This window comes from Arachidicoccus sp. (genome assembly GCF_050436765.1).
In the GTDB taxonomy this organism is placed as follows: Bacteria; Bacteroidota; Bacteroidia; order Chitinophagales; family Chitinophagaceae; genus Arachidicoccus.
On record NZ_JBNQGD010000170.1, the window covers coordinates 1 to 4,967 of the forward strand.

Consider the following 4,967-nt stretch of genomic DNA (forward strand, 5'->3'; position numbering starts at 1 on the left):
TTATTAAGCAGAAGATAGATTCGGCTAAATGGTTTATTGATATGATTAAGCAACGCCAACATACTTTGCTTAGTACAATGAATGCCATTATGCAATACCAAGAAGAATTCTTTCTTACAGGCGACGAAACTACTTTAAAGCCTATGATTTTAAAGGATATTGCAGAACGTATAGATTTGGATATTTCTACTGTGAGTCGTGTTGCAAATAGTAAATTTGTGCAAACAGAGTTTGGGACTTATCGTCTAAAGTTTTTCTTTAGTGAATCATTAAGCACCGACAGCGGGGAAGAGGTAAGCACCCGCGAGGTAAAGAAGATTTTGATGGATGTAATAGAAGCTGAAGAAAAACAAAGGCCATTAAGTGATGAACGTTTGACTGAAATGTTGCAAGAAAAAGGATATAATATAGCACGCCGAACAGTAGCCAAATACCGTGAACAACTAAATATTCCGGTAGCGCGTTTACGCAAACAATTATAAGAGAAAAAGAATGGAGAATATAGCGCAACAACAACCACAATATATTAGAATCCCAGCGAAGATTATTTCTTATTTATTGCATCCATTATTTGTCCCCACCTATATATTTTTATGGATATATTGGCGTTTCCCTTTTGAATTTGTAGGTCTTAGTGGTCATGAATTGAGCCTTCGGGAAATAGGGCTTTTTATGACGACTGCATTCTATCCGGCTTTTACTGTTTTTCTTTTGTGGAAGTTAGGTTTTGCAAAAGATATGCATTTGCGTTATCAGAAGGAGCGTATCATTCCCTATATTGCGACGATGATTTATTACTGGTGGATGTGGTATCTCAGTCGTAACTTTACTGATCAGGCTTCGGCTTTAAAGTTTTTTTATTTCGGTATATTCATCGCAACAGTTCCCGGTTTAATTCTCAACAATTTTGTAAAAATAAGTATGCACGCAATGGGCGCCGGTGGCGCAGTCGCTGCGGTGGTCTTAACTTGTTTGCTTTATCAAAGTAATTACGGATTGGACATAGCCGTTTTTACTATTTTGGCGGGAGTTGTTTGTTCGGCGCGTATGTCTTTGAGTGAGCATAGTATTTTCGAAATTAACCTTGGGTTCTTCGTTGGCGTTTTTTGTCAAATTATTGGTTACTGGTTGATGACCTGATTGGTTATTTCTTCTCTCTTATCATCTTGTAAATCTTTATTGCGCTCATCAATATTAAGATAAAAAGAACTAATCCAATAATCCCATAAATTAAGCTAATAGCATTTTTTACGGTAGCCAAAAAGACAATGGCAATTAATAAGATAGTAGCGACTTCGTTCCATATACGCAATTGGGTAGAACTATATTTGAAAATGCCTTTGAGTTGTTGCTTTAATATTTTCTGTAAAGAAAAAAAATAACAATATAGCAATAGCACAAAACACAATTTTATTAAGAGCCATCTGCCGGAAGTATCAAAAAGTGTTTTATTCCAATGTCCCATAAACATGATGGCCGGACCAAAAATCAATGTTAAGATTGCCGAAGGGAATGTGATGCCATACCACAAACGTTTCATCATCACCGAAAATTGTTTCGTCAATGCCAGACGCACCTGTTCATTTTTATTTTCTTGTGCCTCGGTATTGTATATAAAAAGTCGTGGCATATAAAACATGCCTGCAAACCATGTAACAATAAAGATGATATGTAGTGCTTTTAGGTAATTATACACATTAAAAGATTATAGATTAAAAGTTAAAACCAGCATCAAAAATATAGGCTTTTAAGACCTTTTTCAGCATGTCGGCTCAATATTTCTTCTTGTTGCAATGAAAATAATAAAAGGTCGCGGTAATGGTGAAGGAGATACAATTACCGTCACTCTCTAATATTTCTTTTAAGTGTAAAGATTATCTTCATTTCCCATAATAAAATAATTTTGAATAGATCTAATAGCTATTTTACCTCATTTATCAATTGTACTACCGTACTTACCCACAATTCATTCGTGTTCATACAAGGAATATAAGTGTATTTTTCACCACCAAATTTTAAATAGTCTTCTTTCCCTCGTATGGCAATTTCTTCCAATGTTTCCAAACAATCGCTTACAAAAGAAGGGCAAACCACCATCAATTTTTTTACCCCTTCAACTGGTAATTGAGGCAAACGAACTTGCGTATTGGGTTGGAGCCAAGGATCACGCCCTAAACGTGATTGATAGCTTTGCTGCCATTGCTGTTTTTTTAAACCTAGTTTTTCGGCCACCAGTTTACTCGTTGTCATCACTTGAAAACGATAGCATGTATCGCGCGCTGCAATATTTTCACAACAATTTTCGCTCGACAACAAATCATGTTTGCCACCCGTCTTGTCTGTTTCGTAAATATGTCTTTCAGGAATACCGTGATAACTGAATAATAATTGATCAAAATCTTCCTGCAAATACGGCCGCATATTTTCAGCCAAAGCATTGATATAGGAAGGGTGGTCGTAAAATGGAGGCACGACTTTTAAATTAAAGGTATATTTATTTTTTGCATGAACTTCCTTCATATATTCCACGGCGGTTTCATAGCTACTCATTGCATAATGCGGATAAAGCGGTACTAAAACTACTTCTTCTAAATCGGGATTTTGCTTTAGTAAGCTTTCGTATGCGTTTGTGGGGGCCGGATTCCCGTAACGCATGGCTACCTCAACGGTTTCGGACATTTTGGACTGAACTGCTTTGCGTAATTGCTCCGTCAAGACTACTAACGGAGAGCCTTCTTTCCACCAAATTGTTTTATATGCTTCAGCGGATTTTGGCGCACGGAAAGGAACGATTATAGCTCGTACCAGCAATGTACGCAACCACAAAGGTTTGTCAATAACCCGCTTGTCCATCAAAAACTCGGTCAGGTATTTCCTTAAATCTTTTACATCGGTAGAATCAGGGGAACCTAAATTCATTAAAATAACGCCACGCTTTGCCATTGTTGTTTTTATATTATTTACAAAAATAGTTGAATTCATCGCGATAATCAACCTAAAATATTTACGAATTAATATTGTGCTTGGATTAAATGGAGCAGAAATATTTTCAATCCAGCAAATTACAAAATCGACAAATCGTCTTATCTTGCCGTTATGGAATTGAACGATCAAGAGAATAAAATATTTGCCCAAGCAGTTGCTTTTGTTAATTATACCCATCAGAATTTGTTCCTAACGGGAAAAGCTGGAACAGGAAAGACCACATTCTTAAAATTTATAAAAAATAATTGTTATAAAAAACTTGCGGTTGTTGCACCTACTGGCGTTGCGGCTATTAATGCAGGAGGCGTTACTATTCATTCTTTTTTTCAACTACCATTTGGCGTATATGTTTCTGGGTTCAGAAATTCGTGGAGTGAATCTGAAAATCAACAGGTTTTTAATAAGCAGCAACTACTTTCAAAACTTCGGCTGGGTAAAGCGAAACTAGATTTGATTCGTGAACTGGAATTATTGATTATTGATGAGGTTTCGATGGTGCGTGCTGATTTGCTGGACGCAATTGACGACGTACTACGCCACGTTCGGAGCAAACCGCATGCGCCTTTTGGTGGTGTACAAATGATTTTCATTGGTGACTTATTCCAATTGCCGCCGGTTGTCCGACAAGACGATATGCGATTGTTGAGTGAATATTACAAAAGCCCATTTTTCTTTGACGCACGAGCGTTAAAAGACTTTCCACCTTTGTATTTGGAATTGAAGAAAATTTATCGTCAAAGCAATGAAGACTTTATTCAGTTACTCAATAATGTACGCAACAATCAAGTGTCTCCCAATGATCTAGATATACTAAATTCATTTTACCGTCCTGATTTTTCTTCCGAGGAAGAAGAGGATTTTATTACACTTACTTCGCATAACGGTATAGCAGATCGAATCAACCAGCAAGCCTTAAAAAACCTTTCCGGCAAATTGTATTGTTTTGAGGCGCTTGTGGAACGGGACTTTCCCGAGCGCGCATTTCCTGCCGATAAAATTTTGCAATTGAAGGTGGGGGCGCAAATAATGTTTATTAAAAATGACAAGGGAGAAGATCGTAAATTTTATAATGGAAAAATAGGCACCATCGACTCTATTAGTTCTGCGGAAGAAATAAAAATTCGTTTTAAAGATGAAAGCGATTTATTAGAATTGAAAATGGAGAAATGGCAAAATATAAAATACAATTACAACATCGAGGCTGATAAAATTGAAGAAGAAGAGTTGGGTACTTTCTCTCAGTTTCCTATTCGTCTGGCTTGGGCGATTACCATCCATAAAAGTCAAGGGCTTACTTTTGATAAGGCTGTAATTGATGCAGGCGCGTCTTTTGCGGCTGGTCAGGTTTATGTGGCGCTCAGCCGTTTGCGTAGTTTAAATGGTTTGGTTTTGCGGTCCAAAATTTATCCTTCGGCTATTTCCACTGACCAAAATGTGCTGGAATTCTCTTCTCATGAAGTGAGAGGGGATTCCTTAAATGAGATTCTGGAATCGGAACAAAAGGAATTTGTTTGCCAATCTATCCTTAATGCTTTTGATTGGAAGAAGATGAGTATTTTAATGGCTGAATATATTGAAGAAAATGAAACGAAACTTTTTCAGGAAAAAGAAGATTTTGTTACAAGAATTAAAGAGTCATTTGACAAAATAAAGAAGCAAACGGAGACCGCTGAAACTTTTATTAAGCAATTAGACGGAATAATATATGCCGCAAAAACGGAGGGGTATGAACCGTTACATCAACGCACTTCAACTGCCTGTGGATGGTTTCTCAATGCTTTGGAAAATGAAATAATTTCTCCATTAAAAATGCAAATGCTTGAACTTAAGGCATTGAAAAGGACGGGTAAATTACAAATTAAATTATTGAACCTACTTATTCCCATTGAGAGAAAGAAGCGGCAATTACAACAGGTTATTTCTATTACAAATGCGATGTGTCAATCGACAGATGTCGGTGACTGGTTACAATCTTTGCGCGA

General features: G+C 36.8%; 4 protein-coding genes and 1 pseudogene. 3 read left to right on the forward strand and 2 right to left on the reverse strand.

Annotated elements, in window-relative coordinates:
• Positions 1-482, forward strand: a pseudogene (locus tag ACQR30_RS07380) (RNA polymerase factor sigma-54); the annotation flags it as partial.
• Positions 483-492: 10 nt separating this feature from the next.
• Positions 493-1,140: a hypothetical protein gene (locus ACQR30_RS07385; RefSeq protein WP_429733451.1), complete on the forward strand. Its 648-nt coding sequence runs from the start codon at positions 493-495 to the stop codon at positions 1,138-1,140.
• 4 nt (positions 1,141-1,144) lie between these two features.
• On the opposite strand, the gene ACQR30_RS07390 is transcribed toward ACQR30_RS07385, so the two are convergent.
• Positions 1,145-1,696: a CopD family protein gene (locus ACQR30_RS07390; protein ID WP_429733454.1), complete on the reverse strand. Its 552-nt coding sequence runs from the start codon at positions 1,694-1,696 to the stop codon at positions 1,145-1,147.
• 224 nt (positions 1,697-1,920) lie between these two features.
• Entirely contained in the window at positions 1,921-2,943 is a 1,023-nt protein-coding gene (gene hemH, locus ACQR30_RS07395; protein ID WP_429733457.1) for a ferrochelatase, read from the reverse strand.
• A gap of 153 nt (positions 2,944-3,096) precedes the next feature.
• On the opposite strand from hemH, the gene ACQR30_RS07400 reads away from it, so the two are divergent.
• Positions 3,097-4,967: ATP-dependent DNA helicase (locus ACQR30_RS07400; RefSeq protein WP_429733460.1), on the forward strand; the 1,871-nt coding region annotated here is incomplete at its 3' end.